17 protein-coding genes are annotated in these 17,613 nt (G+C 56.9%); 4 read left to right on the top strand and 13 right to left on the bottom strand.

The window, feature by feature from the left end; all coding sequences use genetic code 11:
• The 11 genes from fabZ to rpsB form a co-directional block, all read right to left on the bottom strand.
• Positions 1 to 441, bottom strand: a complete 441-nt coding sequence (gene fabZ, locus MPRO_RS12715; protein WP_067292947.1) for a 3-hydroxyacyl-ACP dehydratase FabZ — start codon at positions 439 to 441, stop codon at positions 1 to 3.
• Positions 438 to 1,448: a UDP-3-O-(3-hydroxymyristoyl)glucosamine N-acyltransferase gene (gene lpxD, locus MPRO_RS12710; RefSeq protein ID WP_369406729.1), complete on the bottom strand. Its 1,011-nt coding sequence runs from the start codon at positions 1,446 to 1,448 to the stop codon at positions 438 to 440. The genes fabZ and lpxD overlap by 4 nt, the downstream gene beginning before the upstream one ends.
• Before the next feature lie 48 nt (positions 1,449 to 1,496).
• Positions 1,497 to 1,994, bottom strand: a complete 498-nt coding sequence (locus tag MPRO_RS12705) for an OmpH/Skp family outer membrane protein (protein WP_067292940.1) — start codon at positions 1,992 to 1,994, stop codon at positions 1,497 to 1,499.
• Positions 1,995 to 2,003: 9 nt separating this feature from the next.
• The gene (bamA, locus tag MPRO_RS12700) at positions 2,004 to 4,325 is read right to left on the bottom strand and encodes an outer membrane protein assembly factor BamA (protein ID WP_067292937.1); all 2,322 of its coding nucleotides are present in this window, start codon (positions 4,323 to 4,325) and stop codon (positions 2,004 to 2,006) included.
• Between the two features lie 45 nt (positions 4,326 to 4,370).
• Complete coding sequence (gene rseP, locus MPRO_RS12695; RefSeq protein WP_067292933.1) at positions 4,371 to 5,723, bottom strand: RIP metalloprotease RseP; 1,353 nt, start codon at positions 5,721 to 5,723, stop codon at positions 4,371 to 4,373.
• Positions 5,724 to 5,741: 18 nt separating this feature from the next.
• A complete protein-coding gene (locus tag MPRO_RS12690; RefSeq protein ID WP_067292930.1) occupies positions 5,742 to 6,548 on the bottom strand; it encodes a phosphatidate cytidylyltransferase in 807 nt (268 codons plus the stop codon).
• A complete protein-coding gene (gene uppS / locus MPRO_RS12685) occupies positions 6,541 to 7,305 on the bottom strand; it encodes a polyprenyl diphosphate synthase (RefSeq protein WP_067292928.1) in 765 nt (254 codons plus the stop codon). Before uppS ends, MPRO_RS12690 begins: the two co-directional genes overlap by 8 nt.
• A gap of 52 nt (positions 7,306 to 7,357) precedes the next feature.
• Positions 7,358 to 7,915 carry a ribosome recycling factor gene (gene frr, locus MPRO_RS12680; RefSeq protein ID WP_067292925.1) on the bottom strand — a complete coding sequence of 186 codons (558 nt, stop codon included), beginning with the start codon at positions 7,913 to 7,915 and terminating at the stop codon, positions 7,358 to 7,360.
• The gene (gene pyrH, locus MPRO_RS12675) at positions 7,905 to 8,663 is read right to left on the bottom strand and encodes a UMP kinase (protein WP_067292922.1); all 759 of its coding nucleotides are present in this window, start codon (positions 8,661 to 8,663) and stop codon (positions 7,905 to 7,907) included. Before pyrH ends, frr begins: the two co-directional genes overlap by 11 nt.
• 88 nt (positions 8,664 to 8,751) lie before the next feature.
• A complete protein-coding gene (gene tsf, locus MPRO_RS12670) occupies positions 8,752 to 9,612 on the bottom strand; it encodes a translation elongation factor Ts (protein WP_067292920.1) in 861 nt (286 codons plus the stop codon).
• Positions 9,613 to 9,726: 114 nt separating this feature from the next.
• Positions 9,727 to 10,458 carry a 30S ribosomal protein S2 gene (rpsB, locus tag MPRO_RS12665; protein ID WP_067292917.1) on the bottom strand — a complete coding sequence of 244 codons (732 nt, stop codon included), beginning with the start codon at positions 10,456 to 10,458 and terminating at the stop codon, positions 9,727 to 9,729.
• Positions 10,459 to 10,725: 267 nt separating this feature from the next.
• Between rpsB and map the strand changes: the two genes are divergently transcribed.
• From map to MPRO_RS12650, 3 genes are all read left to right on the top strand, one after another.
• The gene (map, locus tag MPRO_RS12660; protein ID WP_067292914.1) at positions 10,726 to 11,496 is read left to right on the top strand and encodes a type I methionyl aminopeptidase; all 771 of its coding nucleotides are present in this window, start codon (positions 10,726 to 10,728) and stop codon (positions 11,494 to 11,496) included.
• A gap of 21 nt (positions 11,497 to 11,517) precedes the next feature.
• Complete coding sequence (locus MPRO_RS12655; protein ID WP_067292911.1) at positions 11,518 to 14,208, top strand: [protein-PII] uridylyltransferase; 2,691 nt, start codon at positions 11,518 to 11,520, stop codon at positions 14,206 to 14,208.
• Between the two features lie 106 nt (positions 14,209 to 14,314).
• Positions 14,315 to 14,611, top strand: a complete 297-nt coding sequence (locus MPRO_RS12650; RefSeq protein WP_067292908.1) for a DUF1244 domain-containing protein — start codon at positions 14,315 to 14,317, stop codon at positions 14,609 to 14,611.
• Positions 14,612 to 14,627: 16 nt separating this feature from the next.
• Here MPRO_RS12650 and MPRO_RS12645 read toward each other — a convergent pair whose 3' ends face one another.
• Positions 14,628 to 15,089, bottom strand: a complete 462-nt coding sequence (locus MPRO_RS12645) for an LPP20 family lipoprotein (RefSeq protein WP_067292905.1) — start codon at positions 15,087 to 15,089, stop codon at positions 14,628 to 14,630.
• A gap of 2 nt (positions 15,090 to 15,091) precedes the next feature.
• On the bottom strand, positions 15,092 to 15,802 hold the full coding sequence (locus MPRO_RS12640; RefSeq protein ID WP_067292902.1) for a FlgO family outer membrane protein: 711 nt from the start codon (positions 15,800 to 15,802) through the stop codon (positions 15,092 to 15,094).
• Between the two features lie 546 nt (positions 15,803 to 16,348).
• Here MPRO_RS12640 and MPRO_RS12635 point away from each other — a divergent pair.
• Positions 16,349 to 17,545: a flagellar assembly protein T N-terminal domain-containing protein gene (locus MPRO_RS12635; protein WP_067292899.1), complete on the top strand. Its 1,197-nt coding sequence runs from the start codon at positions 16,349 to 16,351 to the stop codon at positions 17,543 to 17,545.
• Positions 17,546 to 17,613 lie beyond the last annotated feature (68 nt).

The raw sequence follows: 17,613 nt of genomic DNA, 5'->3' as shown, positions 1-17,613 counted from the left end.
TTACACCTTTCTATCTGCACACAGAATGGTTGCGGAACTGACAGTATCGCCGTCAACGGATGCACGTACGGCAAATTTCCAGATGCCACGGCGTTCGGACAGCTTGCGGGCTTCCAGACGCAGCTGGTCACCGGGTACCACGGGGCGCTTGAAGCGCAGGTCGTCAGCACCAACGAAGTAATAGATTGAACCGTCCTGGGGCTTCTTGTCCATGGTTTTAAAACCAAGGATGCCCGCCGCCTGCGCCATCGCCTCGACGATCAGCACGCCCGGCATGACAGGATGGCCGGGGAAGTGGCCGTTGAAGAAAGGCTCGTTAACCGTAACATTCTTGATCGCGACGATGGACTCACCCACTTCCAGCTCAAGTACCCTGTCAACCAACAGAAAAGGGTATCGGTGAGGTAAATACTCCCGAATTTCCTTAATGTCCATCATCATTCTTTATGACCTTCAATAGAATTAAGCTCAATTGTCTGTTCCAGTTTTGCAACACGCCGGGCGAGTTCATCCAGCTGTTTGAAACGCACGACATTGCGCTTCCAGCTCTGGTGCGGTTGCAGTCCCGTGCCTGACGAATAGGCGCCAGGCTGGGTAATTGACTTGCTCACCAGTGACATCGCGGTGATATGGGTACCGGCGGCAATTGTCAGGTGACCGGTAATACCCGACAGGCCCGCTATGGTGCAGCGCTCGCCGATCTTAGTGCTTCCGGCAACAGCGGTACCGCCAGCAATGGCCGTACCCGCGCCTATGTGCACGTTATGTGCGATCTGAATCTGGTTATCCAGCTTCACACCGTCGCCAATATAAGTGTCGTCCAGCGCGCCCCTGTCGATGGTCGTACCGGCTCCGATTTCGACATCATCACCCACGGTAACGCCGCCCAGCTGGTAAATTTTCACCCAGCGACCGGATTCCGGAGCAAAACCAAAACCATCGGCCCCCAGCACCGCACCTGAGTGAATAATGCAGCGCGCTCCCAGCGTGACGCTATCATACAGCACCACACCGGCCTCGACCCGGCTGTTTTCACCGATGCGACAGGAGGCACCGATAACTGCATGGGGCCCAACAAAAACCCCCGCAGCGATGATACAGCCTGCACCTATCACCGCCTGGGCGCCAATTTCGGCGCCGGGATCCAGCTGCACGTCCGCCGCCAGTACCGCCGTGGGATGAACACCGGGCAGCACCGGCTTGCGCCAGTCAAACAACTGACTCACACGGGCATAGGTCAGATAGGGGTCATCCACAAGAATGGCCGCACCGGGCACCGAGTCAAGATGTTCGGCGCGCACCAGTACGGCACCGGCCTGACTTGCGCGCAGTTGCGGCAGATAACGACCATTGGCAAAAAACGAAAGCTGGCCTGGGCCAGCTGATTGCAAGGTCGCGAGGCCGGACACCCGGTAGCCCGGATCCCCTTTTACCTCGCCGCCGATCAAGTCGGCTATCTCCTGAAGCCTGAAAGTTCGAGTAGCCGCCATGGGGCCCTAGAGCTTGTTCAGCTGTTCAATGACCAGGGGCGTGATATCCAGCTCGGTGCGGATAAACACCGTCGCCTGCTTGGCCAGCACCACATCAAAGCCCTTTTGCTTGATCAGGTCACGAATCACCTGATCCAGCTTGGGGCGCATTTCCTGCAGGAAATCGCGCTCGCGTTCTGCCCGTTTCTGCTGCAGTTCCTGACCCATTTTCTGATACTGGCCGTAAGCCTTCTGGAATTGCAGCGCGAGCTGCTTGGCATCATCGCTGGACTGCAGACCCTGATTCTTGCGCAGCTTGTCCTGCAGCGCCTTGGCCTGCTTTTCCATATCGACAACCTGCTTTTCCTCAGAGGCCAGCTCGCGCTTGAGTCCTTCCCGGAAAGTAGCGGCCGCCTTGGATTTCAGCAACGCCTCTTCAACACTCAGTACAGCAATGGATTCAGCCGCAGCCTGTAGCGAAAACACAGCAACCAGTACCAGCAACATGCCACGAATAGCGTTCATCATAGGTCCTTAAAATGTCTGCCCAAGAGCAAACTGGAAGAATTCAGTATCATCTTCGCCCTGATCATTCAGCGGCACCGCCAGCGCTACAGACAGCGGCCCTACCGGCGTCAGCCAGCTCAGCCCCACACCCAGCGAGTAACGAATGTCGCCAAAGTCGACACCCTCGGTACAGTTGGTCGCGCCGGTCAGGCAGTCAGTGGTAAAGACGTTACCGGCATCCATAAATGCCAGAGTACGCCAGCCCGACTGATCACTGATAAATGGCGTCGGGAAGATCAGTTCCAGCGAGCCCACCATCAGGACGTTACCACCGAAGGGATCGGCATCGTCGCTGGAGTCACGCGGCCCCAGGGAGTTGTTCTTGTAGCCACGTACGGTTTTCAAGCCGCCGGCATAGTAGTTCTTAAAGAATGGATAGGCGTTACCGCCCAGGCTATCGGCATAGCCAATACGCCCGCCGGCACCCAGCACCCAGGTTTCAACACTGTTCAATGGCTTGAAAAATTCACTGCGGTACAAACCTTTCATGTACGTCAGGTCACTGCCCGGCACCGCCGCCTCAAGCGACAGACTCTGGGAGTAGCCACTGGTCGGGAAGATGCCGCGATTGAGGTGATTATCTGTCCAGGATGCTTTGAGCAGCCAGTTCAAATAAGTATCATCACCTTCGTCAGTAATAAAAGTTTCGATTTCCGGCGCCGTTGTATCAAAGGTATTAATACTGATGGATTCAAAGCCAGCCCCGAAGCTCAGGCGCTGATAGTCATCGATCGGGTAACCGAAGTTCACACCGGCACCGTATTCATCGGTGGTGTAACTACTGACATCGTCTTCGTCGAAATCACGTTCGCGATAGAAAACGTCAAAGCCACGACTGACACCATCAACGGTGTAGAACGGATCCGTATAGTTGAAGCTGTATTCGGTCAGGGTCGAGCTGTTGGACAGGTTAAAACCCACCTTCTTGCCGCTACCAAAGAAGTTGTCCTGCTGCACACCCAGCTGCAGGATAATACCGTCACTCTGGGAGAAACCCACCGCGGCGGTAAACTGGCCCGACGGTTGCTCGGCAACTGTGTATTCCACGTCTACCTGATCATTGGTGCCGGGCACAGGACGAGTCTGCACATCCACTGACTTAAAGTAGCCGGTACGGGACAGACGCTCCTTGGAGTTCTCAATTTTTTCGGCAGAGGCTATGCCGGCTTCCATCTGGGTCAGCTGCTGACGCACCACTTCATCGGCGGTAGTCGTGTTGCCCTTGATCAGGATGCGGCGCACATAGGTTCGCTGGCCGGGTTCGATAAAGTAGCGCAGTGAAACCGTGTTGTCGTCCTCATGCAGGGTAGGCACAGGACTGACATTGGCGAACATGTAACCGTTGTCACCCAGCTTGCGCACCAGGCGTTCCTGGGAGTCGGTCATGCGCTGACGCGAAAAAACCTGCTCGGACTCAACCTGCAGCTCGGCTTCCAGCTCTTCCCGTGGTACCGCCATGGTGCCGGCAAGATCAACATTGCGCACCTTGTACTGCTCACCTTCGGTGACGTTAACTGTGATGTAGACGTGTTTTTTGTCAGGGGAAATACTGACCTGCGTGGAATCGACAGCGAAATTGATGTAGCCGCGATCAAGATACCAGGAGCGCAGCCGCTCGATATCGCCCGACAGCTTTTCGCGCGAATAACGATCGTCATCCGTGATAAAGCTCCAGAAGCTCGGCAGTTTCAACTCGAACAGTTTGTCCAGCTCTGCGTCGTCAAACACGCTGTTGCCAACTACGTTGATGTGCTGAATGGTCGCGACTTCACCTTCACGAATATCGATATTCAGCGCCACCCGGTTACCCGACAGCGACTCGACTTCCGCCGATACCGCAGCGCCGTAGCGCCCCTGAGCAACATAGAGCCGCTGCAGATCAAGCTGAATACGATCAAGTGCTGCGCGCTTGAAGACTTCGCCTTCCTGCAGACCGCTCTGCTTCAACCCCTCGAGCAGATCCTTTTCCTTGAGTACCTTGTTACCCTCAAGACGGATCAGGCTTACGGACGGGCGTTCTTTAAGGCGCAGCACCAGCACATCGCCATCACGCAGCAGTTCGACATCATCGAAATAGCCAGAACCAAATAACTGCCGGGACGCCCGCGTAAGCTCGTACTGCGAGACCAGGTCACCGGTGGCTATGGGGAAGTTGCGGAACACGTTCCCGGGCTCAATCCGCTGCAGCCCTTCCAGACGGATATCGGTTACGGTAAAAGGTGTTATGGCGGCGTGCGCCAGACTCCCCCAACATAGCAGGGAGAAAAGAAGCCCGAATCTGAGTTTCATGAACTACTTCTTATTCCGTCGAAAAAACAGGCAACCATGCCATTTCTACAGCCGCATCAGGTCATTAACGATTGCAACTGCCATCAGGGAAAACAATAACGCCATACCGATCCTGAGCCCGAACATCTGCACCCGTTCGCTGACGGGCTTGCCACGCAGAGCCTCAAGCCCATAATAAAACAGATGTCCCCCATCCAGCATCGGGATAGGAAGCAAATTCAGCACCCCGAGACTAATACTCAGATATGCAAGAAAACTGACAAAGGACTCAAGCCCGGACGCCGCCGAGGCCCCAGCCACTTTAGCAATGGTGATGGGACCGCTCAAGTTTTTTACCGAGATCACACCCTCGAGCATTTTCCAGATGGATTCGAGGGTTAGACTTATCATCTGCCCGGTTTTGGCAACGGCCACACCCAGCGCCTCAACGGGGCCATAACTCAGCGTACGCTCCATCTCCGCCGGCCAGCTGATCGATTGCACACCCGCACCTATATAGCCGATGGGGCCAGCTTCGCTCTCACGCACTTCAGGCGTCAAGGCTATACCAAGCTGACCACCACTGCGCTCCACCATCAGTTGCAGTGGCTCACCAGGACTGGCGCGTACCCGTTCAACCAGCGCCATCCAGTCATCGATGGCATCACCATCAATACTCAGTACCTGATCACCAGTGCGCAAACCTGCAGCCGCCGCCTGACCGCCTTCCAGCAACTGACCGAGAATCGCCGGCACCGGTGGCTGATAGGGCCGCAAGCCCAGCGCTCGCAGCGGGCTTTCGCGCTCGACGTCCACTTGCCAGGCATCCAGCCGCACCGGATAGATCACAGGCGTCGAGGCATCGTCATAGCGCACGCGCAGGGACAGGATCCGACTATCGCCAATATGGGACGCCAGACGCAGATTCAACTCTTCCCATGAATGCAGGTCGTTGCTATCAAGCCCTACCACCTCACCACCGGATTCAACACCGGCCTCATAGGCCGGCGTACCCGGCAGAACCTGACCGATCACCGGCGCCACCGTGCTCACACCAACAACGTACATGGCCCAGTAGGCCAGCACGGCAAACAGCAAATTAACCACGGGACCAGCCGCCACTATGGCACTGCGTGCCCACAGCGGCTTGTTGTTGAAGGCCTGGGAGCGCAGAGCTTCGGGAACCGCCTCTTCGCGCTCGTCCAGCATGCGCACATAGCCACCCAGCGGTATGGCTGCCACTACGTATTCGGTACCCTGGCGATCACGCCGTGACCAGAGCGGCTTGCCGAAACCCACAGAAAAGCGCAGCACCTTGACGCCACAGCGCCTGGCGACCCAGAAGTGTCCCCACTCATGAATGGTGACCAGCAGCCCCAGAGTAACCAGGGTGGCTAGCAAGGTATGCAGAATACTCATCACAACTCCACGCTGGCTTTAGGCAATGAGCCACATCCCGAGCACAAACACGGGAGCGGCGGCCGTCAGACTGTCGATTCGATCCAGTACACCACCGTGCCCTGGCAACATGCAACCACTGTCCTTGATACCCTGGTGACGCTTGAGCATACTCTCGAACAGATCACCCAGCACGGACGCAAGCCCTGTGCACAGGGATAGCACGACGAGGTAGACCAACTGCAGCAGCGGGAGTTCACGAGTCAGCCCATAAACAGCGCCAACCAGAATGCAGCACAGCAAACCACCCCAGAGACCCTCTCGGGTCTTGCCTGGGCTGACATTGGGCGCCAGCTTGTTGCGCCCCCAGGCCTTGCCGCTGATATAGGCCCCGATGTCCGACGCCCACACCAGTAGTAGCAGCAGCAGGATCAACACACCGCCCTGGTCGAGCCGCTTGAGCTCAACCAGCGCAAACCAGCTGCTGATCAGCACCAGATACCCGATCGCCAGGCGACTACCGCGCGCACGCCAGATATTAACGCCCGGATAGCTCACCACCCAGTACAGCGCCACCAGCCAGAAGAGCACGCTAAGCAACATTAGCACCGGCACCGACACCAAGGGCTTGATAACTATACAAAGCCCAATCAACACACCCAGACCACTGCTAAATGCCAGGCGCGATACCAGGCGTTCAAAGCCGGCCAACTGGCTCCACTCCCAGGCCCCCAGCAACATGGCCGCAGCCACAAAGAGCTCGAAACCCGGCAACGGCAGCAGGAAAACACCCGCAAGCGTCAGTGGCGCCAGAACCAATGCCGTAAGTAGTCGCTGTTTAAGCACCGCGTTCCGCCTCTATCTGTTCACTGGTCTTGCCAAAGCGGCGCTGACGGCCACAATAGTCCCTGATGGCCGCGCTCAACTCTTCCTTGCCAAAATCAGGCCAGAAACAGTCCGCAAAATAGAGTTCGGTATAAGCCAACTGCCAGATCAGGAAGTTGCTGATTCGCTGCTCCCCTGCCGTGCGTATGCACAGATCAGGTTTGGGTTGATCCGACAGCATGCAGTAGCCATCGAACAGAGCCTCATCCAGCGCATCTGGATCCAGATTTCCGGCGACGCAGTCGCGGGCAACGGCAGCCGCTGCCTGGGTAATATCCCAGCGCCCACCATAATTGGCAGCGATATTCAGATTAAGGGTTGTATTGCCGGCAGTGAGCGCTTCAACCTCGTCCATCTTGCGCTGCAAGGACGCACTAAAGCGACTGCGATCACCAATAATATGCAGGCGAATCCCGTTCTTTTCCAGCTTGCGCGCCTCACGCTCGAGCGCACGCATGAACAACTCCATCAACCCTGTGACCTCAAGCGCCGGACGCCGCCAGTTCTCGCTACTGAACGCAAACAGGGTAAGACACTCCACACCCTGCTCGATACAGCCTTCGATCACCTGACGCACGCTCTCGACGCCTGCACGATGACCCGCAAGGCCTGGCAGACGACGGGCTTTGGCCCAACGGTTATTGCCATCCATAATAATGGCAATATGACGTGGCAACTCCGTGCCCAAAGTATTATTGGAAATATTATTCACCGACATAAGACTATACGCGGGGCACCCGATACCCAGGCACCAGGCGCCCCGGCGGTCATCAAATTTCCATCAAGTCCGTTTCTTTCTGCTCAAGCAGCTTATCTACTTCAGCCACGTACTTGTCCGTGAGTTTCTGTACCTGGTCTTCGGCACGACGGCCTTCGTCCTCGGATACTTCCTTGTCCTTAAGCAGGTCCTTGATCGTGCCGTTGGCATCGCGTCGCACGTTGCGAACCGATACTCGGCCGTTCTCCGCTTCCTGACGCGCCTGACGGATATAACCCTTGCGGGTTTCTTCGGTCAGGGCCGGCATCGGCAAACGAATGGTATCGCCATTGGTGGACGGATTAAGGCCCAGATCGGATTTCATGATCGCTTTTTCGATCACGCCTACCATTTGCTTTTCCCAGGGATTGATCGCCAGGGTGCGGGAATCTTCCACACTCACGTTGGCTACCTGGGTAATAGGCACATCGCTACCGTAGTAGCTGATGGTCAGCGAATCCAGAATGCTCGGATGAGCACGTCCGGTACGAATACGTTTGAAGTGATCAACCAGAGACTCGATGCTCTTGGCCATACGTACTTCTGCGTCTTTAACTATTTCATTCAGCATATTTTTCTCCTACGCCTTCAGCGCCATCTATCAGGGTGCCTTCTTCACCACCCACAACCAGATTGACCAGTGCCCCGGGCTTGTTCATGTTGAATACCCGTACCGGCATCTGATGGTCGCGGGCCAGACAAAGGGCCGTTAGATCCATTACGCCGAGCTGCTTTTCGATTGCTTCGTCGTAATTAAGATGCACGTAGCGCTTGGCCTTCGGATCTTTCATGGGGTCGGCAGTATAAACGCCATCCACCTTGGTCGCCTTGAGCACCACATCCGTTTCCACCTCAATGCCCCGCAGGCAAGCCGCAGAATCGGTGGTAAAGAAAGGATTGCCGGTCCCGGCAGCAAAGATCACGACATCGCCCTGGTTCAGGTAGCGCATCGCATTGCGACGATCATAGTGATCCACAACACCGCTCATGGGAATGGCGGACATAACACGGGTATCAATATTGCTGCGCTCCAGCGCGTCGCGCATCGCCAGCGCGTTCATCACTGTGGCCAGCATACCCATATGATCTCCGGTAACCCGGTCCATGCCGGCCGCACTCAGCGCCGCGCCACGAAACAGATTGCCCCCGCCGATAACCATACCTACCTGCACGCCTATACCGACCAGTTGGCCGATCTCAAGCGCCATGCGGTTCAGTACTTTGGGATCAATACCGAAATTGTCGTCGCCCATCAGGGCTTCGCCACTCAACTTGAGGAGAATACGTTTATATCTGGAGTGTCTGTCACTGGCAGCCATCTAGAAGTCTCCGCTCAAACGAGATCAGGTCAGTGTAGCAAGGAGGAAGATTGCGCCAGCAAGGCGCAATCTGTGTCACGAATTGCGATCAGCCTTTCAGCTGAGCTGCAACTTCAGCGGCGAAGTCGGTTTTTTCAACTTCGATGCCTTCACCCACTTCAACGCGGACAAAGGACAGTACTTCACAGCCCGCCTGTTTAACCAGGTCGCCGACTTTCAGCTCAGGGTTCTTGACGAACGCCTGCTCAACCAGGCTGTTTTCAGCCAGGAACTTGGCGATACGACCCACAACCATCTTCTCGGCAATTTCTGCCGGCTTGCTGGCCATGTCCGGCTGAGCCAGAATGATTTCTTTCTCTTTGGCAACGACTTCAGCCGACATGTCTTCCTTGCTGACAACCTGTGGGTTGACGGCAGTCACATGCATGGCAACATCTTTAGCCAGCTCAGCTTCACCACCGCTCAGGGCAACCAGTGCCGCCAGCTTGTTGGTGCTGTGAACGTAGAAACCAACGGTATTGCCTTCAACCAGAATCACACGACGAACAGAGATGTTCTCGCCGATTTTCTGCACCAGAGCTTCACGGGCGCCATCCAGCTCACCGGCCATCAGCACAGCAACATCGGTCTCTTTGGAGGCGAAAGCCTGCGCCAGCACCTTGTCGACAAACGCCAGAAAACCCGTATCGCGCGCAGCGAAGTCGGTTTCAGAGTTAACTTCGACAGCAATACCGTAGCTGTTGTCGTCGGCCACTTTAACGGCAACAACACCATCAGCTGCTGTACGGCTTGCTTTCTTGGCAGCCTTCATACCGGACGCTTTGCGCATATCTTCGATCGCAAGCTCAATGTCGCCGTTCGCTTCAGCCAGTGCTTTTTTGCACTCCATCATGCCCAGGCCGGTACGCTCACGCAGTTCCTTGACCAGCGCAGCAGAGAAGTTAGCCATGTCGTTTTTCCCCATCTATTCACGTATTAACGCATTGATTCAAATTCAAAAAAGGGGAGCAGAGCCCCCCTTATGCAAGTACGAAGAGACTATTCAGTCTTTTCGACAGGGCGATTACTCGCCAGCTGTCTCTTCTACTTCAACGAATTCGTTTTTAGCACCGCCCTGTTCAGCACCTTCGATGCAAGCATCAGCTGCAGCCATGGCGTAGATCTGAATGGCACGCAGAGCGTCATCGTTACCCGGGATGACATAATCAATGCCGTCCGGATTGCTGTTGGTATCAACAATGCCGATAACCGGGATACCCAGTTTGTTGGCTTCGTTGACAGCAATGCGCTCGTGATCAACGTCTATAACGAACAGTGCGTCCGGCAGGCCGCCCATTTCCTTGATACCGCCAATGGAACGTTCCAGCTTTTCCATTTCGCGCTGACGCATCAGCGCTTCTTTCTTGGTCAGCTTGGCGAAGGTACCGTCAGCAGACTGTACTTCAAGGTCACGCAGACGACGGATGGACTGACGAATCGTCTTGTAGTTAGTCAGCATGCCACCCAACCAGCGATGGTTGACATACGGCATGCCTGCACGGCTGGCTTCTTCCTGGACGATCTTGCTAGCTGCACGCTTGGTACCAACGAACAGGATCTTGTTCTTGTTGGTGGCCATACCTTTAACCACATCCAGGGCGCCATTCAGGGCCGGCAGAGTGTGCTCGAGGTTGATGATATGAATCTTGTTGCGTGCGCCGAAAATGAATTTGGACATTTTCGGGTTCCAGTAGCGAGACTGGTGACCAAAGTGAACGCCTGCTTTAAGCAGGTCACGCATAGTGACTTTTGCCATCTGATAAAACTTCCTAAATTTTAATGGGTTAAACCTCCACGCATCCCAGCATCCAACCGCGAGCGGCACCCTGGAAACTGTGTCGATACGTGTGTGGCGATATTCCCCAAAGCTGAGGTGCTTTTAGGGAGGCGGATTTATACCATAGCGGAGGTCGTTTTTGAAGCGCGGCTTTCGCTCGACGGGCATATTTCGCTACAATCCCAGTACTTGGCCGCAAGCGAGCATTGCCGGCAACACATGAATTAAAAATCACGACGAGACACCATGACTATCAGCATCAAGACACCCGAAGACATCGAAAAAATGCGCATTGCCGGCCGCCTGGCAGCCGAGGTGCTGGAAATGATCGAGCCCTTCGTAAAACCCGGCGTCACCACCAACGAGCTGAACCAGATCTGTCACGACTATATCGTCAATGAACAGAAAGCCATTCCGGCGCCGCTGAACTACCACGGTTTTCCCAAGTCAATCTGCACTTCTGTCAACCAGGTGGTCTGCCACGGCATCCCCAATGACAAGCCGCTGAAGAACGGCGACAGCATCAATATCGACATCACCGTTATCAAGGACGGCTACCACGGCGATACCAGCAAGATGTTTCCGGTGGGCAAGGTCGCGCCCCATATCGAGCGCCTGGCCGAAATCACCCAGGAATGCATGTACAAGGCCATCGCCCTGGTCAAACCCGGCGCCCACCTGGGTGATATCGGCCACGTGATCCAGCAGCACGCCGAAGCCAACCATTACTCAGTGGTCCGCGAGTACTGCGGTCACGGTATTGGCCTTGAGTTTCACGAAGACCCCCAGGTGCTGCATTACGGCCGCCCTGGCACTGGTGTAGAACTGCGCGAAGGCATGATTTTCACCATCGAACCGATGATCAACGCCGGCAAGCGCCACGTCAAACTATCGAAAAAGGATGGCTGGACCGTCGAAACCGTTGACCGCCGCCTCTCTGCCCAGTGGGAACACATGATCCTCGTGACCGCCGATGGCCATGAAGTTCTGACCCTGCGCACTGAAGAATCACTCTGATCATTCATCTAGAGGCTGCCCATGTCGACCCCCACCCCTGACGACACCCCACTGCTGGATGTTGCTGCCTTTCGTTGCGCACTGGATGCAGCTCGCTCCCCGGTACCGATTTTCAAGAAAACCATCAGGGACGCCCAGGAGCGCATGCACCAGCGCTTTCGGGACGGGGAGGATATTCGCAAGCTGATCTACGGCCGTGCCTGGATCACTGATCAGGTTCTCTGTGCCGCCTGGAATCTGTTTGAATGGCCCGATGATCAGCACATAGCCCTGGTGGCGGTGGGCGGCTACGGCCGCGGCGAGCTGCATCCGCATTCTGACGTCGATATCCTGATACTGTTCAACGGCATCGAAGCCGAGTCGGCCCAGGAGAGCATCAGCGGCTTCCTGACACTACTGTGGGACATGTCGCTGGACATTGGATCCAGCGTTCGCAGCGTGGATGAATGCTACGAAGAAGCCCGCAGCGATATCACTATCGCCACCAACCTGCTCGAATCACGCACCCTGGTAGGCAACCCCCAGCTGCAGCTCGACACCTACGAGCGAGTGACATCTGAAGGCGCCTGGACCGATCGCGAGTTCTTTATCGCCAAGCTCAACGAGCAGCGTGACCGCCACGAGCGCACCAACAACACCGAGTACAACCTGGAACCCAACCTCAAGACCTCTCCCGGCGGCCTGCGTGACCTGCAGACCATCGGCTGGGTGGCCAAGAGGCACTTCGGTGCCACCTATATCCGCAACCTGGTGGATCACGGTTTCCTGACCGAATCCGAGCTCGACATTCTCAACAAGGGCGAGCTCTATCTCTGGGCCGTGCGTTATGCGCTGCACATGCACTGCAAACGCCGCGAAGACCGCCTGCTGTTCGACCACCAGCGTACCCTGGCCGAGTACTTTGGTTACAAGGATCAGCAGGGCGCCCTGGCCGTCGAGCAGTTCATGAGCAAGTATTATCGCATCGCCAAGTCCATGTCGGAGTTCAACGACATGCTGCTGCAGTACTTCGATGAGGCCATACTCAAAGCCGACGACGAGCAACTTATCCGGCCGTTGAACAAGCGCTTTCGTATCCACAATGACTATATCGAAGTGCGCAGCCCCGCGACCTTCAACCGCCACCCCTTTGCGCTCATGGAACTGTTTGTATTGCTGGCCCACAACCCGTCCATCAAGGGCGTACGGGCCTCCACCATCAAGCTGATTCGCGACCATCGCCACCTGATCGACGACGCATTCAGAACCGATATCCGCAACACCTCGCTGTTCATGGAACTGCTGCGCTCACCGGACGGGGTTTCCACCGAGCTCAAGCGCATGAACCGCTACGGCATCCTCGGCCGCTACCTGCCGGAGTTCGGCGAGATCGTCGGCCAGATGCAGCACGACCTGTTCCACATTTACACCGTGGACGCCCACACGCTTAAAGTCATTCAGAAGATGCGCCAGCTGCGCCACAATGACTACCGCGAGCAGTTCCCCATCGCCCATCGCATCGTCAATCAGCTACCCAAGATAGAACTGCTCTATATGGCCGGCCTCTATCACGACATAGCCAAGGGCCGCGGCGGCGATCACTCGGAGCTCGGCGCCGACGATGCACTGCGATTTTGCCAGAACCATCATCTGGGCAAGTGGGATTCTCACCTGGTCGCCTGGCTGGTGCGCAACCACCTGCTGATGTCCATGACCGCCCAGCGGCGTGATATTTCAGACCCCGAAGTTATCCACCGTTTTGCCAAGCACTGTGGCGATGGCGTCCACCTGGATTATCTTTATGTACTGACCGTGGCGGACATCAACGCCACCAACCACACTCTGTGGAATAGCTGGCGCGCCACCTTGCTGCGCCAGCTCTACACCGAAACCAAGCGGGCGCTGCGTCGCGGATTGGAAAACCCGGTCAATATTGAAGACCGCATTGAAGAACTGCAGACAGACGCCCTCGCCGCCCTGCGCCGCAAAGGCATTCACGATGCCCAGGTACAGGAACTCTGGAGCAATATCGGCAACGATTACTTCCTGCGTGAAGATGCCAACAATGTCGCCTGGCATACCGAGGCCATTCTGGAGCACGGCAGCAACAAGCTTCCACTGGTGCTGGTAAAGAAAACTTCGTACCGGGTGTACGAGGGCGCGACCGAGATCTTCATTTACAGTGAAGATCTGCCCAACCTGTTCCCGGCCACAGTGGCGGCACTGGATCAGCTGCACCTGAGCATCCAGGATGCCCGCATCATCCTGACCGACGACGGCCGCACCCTGAACACCTATTCGGTACTGACCGAAGACAACCTGCCGCTGTCGGAAAATCCCGATTATCTGGCCAACATCAGGCACACCCTGGTCGAAGAACTGGACGACCCGGATGACTTCCCGGATATCATCCAGCGCCGCGTACCCCGTGCCCTCAAGCTGTTCGCCACGCCGACCCGGGTGACCATCAGCAACGATCCCGTCATGCAGCAGACCGTACTGGAAGTCAGCAGCCCCGACCGCCCCGGCCTGCTGGCGCGCATCGGCAGTATCTTTGTCGAATTTGGCATTTCAGTACGCAAGGCAAAGATCGCCAGCATCGGCGAGCGCGTAGAGGATTATTTCTTTATCACCGACGCCAACGAGCAGCCCATCAGCGACCCTGAACTTTGCCACCAGCTGCAGGACACTATCTGCCGCCAGCTGGATGAGCAGGTCCAGCAGGAACACTGACTTCACTTAGAACGAATGCAGCTACGTGCGCCGGAAACACCCGGCGCACACCCCAATCCGACATGCGCCGGAATAACAGGCACCGGCCCCCTGCACAGGAAAGACCATGAATCAGCAAACCCGTACCGAGATTGAAGCCGCCGTTTTTCGCCGTCTGGTTGAACACCTGGACAATCGCAAGGACGTGCAGAACATAGACCTGATGAACCTGGCGGGTTTTTGCCGCAACTGCCTGTCCAAGTGGTATGTTGCCGCCGCCGACGAACAGGGCGAAAGCGTCGATTATGAACAGGCCCGCGAACTGGTGTACGGCGAGCCCTACGCCCAGTGGAAGGAAAAGCATCAAGGAGAAGCCAGCGCTGAACAGCTGGCCGGTTTCAAGCAGTCAGCCCCGAAAGACTGACTCCGGTGGAGCGACCTCAGCGCTCCGTCACCACCCAGGCCCGCTGCACCTGACTCAGATCCAGCTCCAGGGTGGTCGCATAAGTGTCATCCTGTACCGGGTAGGATTTCACCACCCGGGCGCCACGCACTATGCCAGACACAGCCGCACGAAAGCGATCACTCTGCATGACCATATCGCTGACCTGGGTCGTACCATACAGGTACTGCCCGTGCACCACGGCCGCCAGCTCCTGATAGGCACGCAGTTTGGATGCCCGCATGGCCAGCAACACCCGATGCTGCTCGGTTTGCCCAGGTTGCAAGCTGATGGGAGCATAACCGGTTGCCGTCACCATCTCAGGCGCACGACGCTCAACTTCCTGCGGCTGACCCGTTAAGCGCGCCGACGCCTCCTGCCAGCTCTGCTGCACCGAACTGCAACCCACCAGCAACGCAAGAGCAACGCCCGCCAGCCCCAATCTGATTCCCGCTGCCATACTCAACGCTCCAGCCCCACAGGGCCACGGCCATTCTCGATAATCATGCCGGCCTCCAGCGCCTGCAACGGATCAAACCCTGGCAGCGTACCTTCAAGACGCGCATCCGGCACATGAGTTTGTCCGCTGGCGAGCACCTGGCGCGTGGTGGTATCCAGCACCCGCGCATTCAGCACTATGCCATCGGGATAGCGGGCATAAGTGCCCGTCAGCACGAAGTAGATACGATTGCGACTGAACAGCAGCGACAGGTTCTGCCGTGAAAGCGGCGCCTTTTCGGTGGTAGTAAGGCTAAGGGCGCGGTAATCGATCAGGTTGTACTGCGCCTGCTGCATTTGATAGATAAAGTTCTCCGCCACACGCTCACCCAGCAAATCGGTGGCCGTTTCCGCGGTGTCACCTGCCAGCTCAACAAAGGGCAGCACCGCCATAGGCAGACGCTTGACTCGATGCTCCCGCAAGCCGACCGACAGCTGGCCCACCATCTGTGCCACAGCTTCACTCATGGGATCCGTCAGCCTTTGGGATTCCAGCAGACTCAGGGATGCACTGCCCGGCGTTCCGCCAGCACCGACAGAGCCTTCGGCGCCAAGCTCGCGCAGCTGCGCCACGGCGCTGTCACCGAAGGACTCCACCTGCACGGCCACGGGAGGACGTTCCTGCATGGCGCAACCCGTCATCAGCAGCACCAATGCCCCAGCCAGTCGTTTCATTTTTGTCATCCGTCATTGATCCGCAGCCAAGTTAGAGTACTGCTTCGCCCTTAAAAGGCACTTTTAGCGAGTCACCCGAAGGGAGCTCGCCAATTCGCGCCCTGCGGCGTTGCCATTCTTGGCAAGAGCCCCACTATTACCGACGAACGGCGCCTTGTCGGACACGAATTGGCGGGCTCTACAAGCACCCACTAACAGCCTGTCGGACTTAACACTAATCTACTGCGGAAAAGCCGATTTTGGTCATTTCTCGCACTCTTTTTCGTTAAATAGAACCACTATTCGCCTCAAAAGAGCTCAAAAATCGCCTCAAAACGGACTTTCCCTCGCGGCGATCGGTCAAGTCAGACAGGCTGCTAGGGCGAAGCAGTACACTAGCACAATGCCCGCCGTGGTTAACCCCTCCAGCCCCTGAACAGCCATTGCACTGCCGCCCTGCACCACCAACGCCTGCGCACTTTAACGCGCGAGGCCGCTACGGCATAGTTTGCAAGGCGGGTTCAAATTGCATACCTTTGCCCCAAGAGTATCGGCCCGAGAGCGCACATGTTTAGTCTTCTGTTACGTATAACAGGCCTGGCGATCCTGCTCAGCCTGGCCACCGGCGCTCAGGCCCAGAGCATGCAGGCGGAAGGGCGCGCCATGATCATAGGTTCGGACATCGCCTCGGCGCGGCGTGCCGCCATCCAGGATGCAACCGAACAGGCCGCGCTCCAGGCCGCCGCCTATATCAGCGTCAATCAGCAGATGAACGACGGCATACTCGAAGTCGACAACCTGCATATGGCCTCCCTTGGCAAAGTACGCAACGTGCAACTGCTGGACGAAAAGCGCCAGGACAACTGGTTGCTGGTGCGCATCAGTGCCGATGTCGATATCGCTCAGGGCTGCAGCAACGGCAGTAGCCATCAGTACCGCAACCGCCTGGCGGTCACCGCATTTGTACTGCAGCGCCCGCAGGATGCAAACCTCGGCCAGCTCGGCAATATCGAACAGGCACTGGCCCTTGAGCTGACAGAGAAACTGAGCCTGAACCCGCGCCTGGAAGCCCTCAACGCCGGCAACACCCGCCTGATCAACAACCCCCTCAGCGCCCCCACACGTCAACTCGACAATGGTCGCCTGCAAACCCTGCTGCCTCAAAGCGCACAGTTTGGCCCGCAGTACTTGGTCTCAGGCGTGGTGCGCGACCTGTCCATGCAAAACCCGTCGGTACACAGCGAACAGAACATTCTGAAACACTGGCTCAACCGCGCTCAACCACAGGATGACCGTTATTTGCGCAGTTTTGCCATCGATCTGTTCGTGCATGACGCCCTCTCCGGCGCCCTGCTGCTCAGTCACCAGTACCAGACTCAGGGATTGTGGAATCTGCCAATGGAGCAAAACACCGGCTTTGCCAGCGCCGCCTTCTGGCAACAGGACTACGGAAACAAAACCCGACAGCTACTAGATCAGGTCGGGCACGAACTGGGTGAAGAACTAGCCTGCCTGCCCTTTCGCGCGCCCATCACACGCATAGAAAACAACCGCATCTGGTTTGACGCCGGCCGCAATGCCGGCATCAGCAGTGGCGACAGACTCAGCTTGCTGCGCCTTGACCGATTGCGCGACAGCAGCCTTGAAAACAGTCGCCAGACGATCGTCGTCGATGACGTACAGCAGCTCTCCGCCAGCGGCACCCTGGGCAACAGCAGCGAAGTTTTCAACATCCAGCGCGGCGACCTGGTTAGCAGCCAGTAAGGCACCAGGAGGCTGTCCGACAATACTCAACCTACTGCGAGCCACCCGAGCTTGGCTGTTTTTTGTGC

It is taken from the genome of Marinobacterium profundum (assembly GCF_001528745.1).
Taxonomy (GTDB): domain Bacteria; phylum Pseudomonadota; class Gammaproteobacteria; order Pseudomonadales; family Balneatricaceae; genus Marinobacterium_A; species Marinobacterium_A profundum.
The sequence above is the reverse complement of the archived record's forward strand: the minus strand, read 5'-3'. Positions and strand labels throughout refer to the sequence as shown.